General features: G+C 31.9%; 1 protein-coding gene and 1 pseudogene. One reads left to right on the top strand and one right to left on the bottom strand.

Annotated features, from left to right (window positions below):
* Positions 1-145: pseudogene (locus PsAD26_RS29170) on the top strand (XRE family transcriptional regulator); the annotation flags it as partial.
* Between the two features lie 58 nt (positions 146-203).
* On the opposite strand, the gene PsAD26_RS29165 reads toward PsAD26_RS29170, so the two are convergent.
* Entirely contained in the window at positions 204-371 is a 168-nt protein-coding gene (locus tag PsAD26_RS29165; protein ID WP_002319681.1) for a cysteine-rich KTR domain-containing protein, read from the bottom strand.
* Positions 372-523: the final 152 nt, after the last annotated feature.

Raw genomic sequence — 523 nt, 5'->3', positions numbered from 1 at the left:
GTTTTTCTTACCTCATAATGATCTGACGAAAAGTACCCGAAGATTACAGGTAGAAAAACTACTGGATAACTTCACAGATAAAGAACTATCGTTGATTGAAGCCTTAGCTAGTGGTATCAATGAATCAAGAAACATCAAAAACTAATCATAATAACAATACATAAAACAGAAAGAGCCGATAAAATGAGAATGCTAATCTCAGATTATCGGCTCTGCGTCTTTGCGTCTGGCTCTGTAATCACAGTTAACTTGAACTGCTTTATATCAACTAAATTTTCCTGTCTACATTTAGGACAATAGAGAGGAAAGTTCTTCAATTCAGTATCTTCCCTTATTTTCAAACGTGTTTTATTTCCACAGATGGGACACAGTACCCACTCACAGTTTATAATAATTATCTTCTCCTTTACATTTAATTCAAATCTGTATTAAAGAATATTTCATCTCGTTTCGTTTAACAAGAAGCCACATTTATATAACAATATAAAATGTGCTAAGTTATTTTATTGAACATATATCGTAC

Source organism: Pseudovibrio sp. Ad26 (assembly GCF_001623285.1).
GTDB lineage: Bacteria > Pseudomonadota > Alphaproteobacteria > Rhizobiales > Stappiaceae > Pseudovibrio > Pseudovibrio ascidiaceicola.
This window is presented reverse-complemented; position numbering and strand designations above follow the sequence as displayed.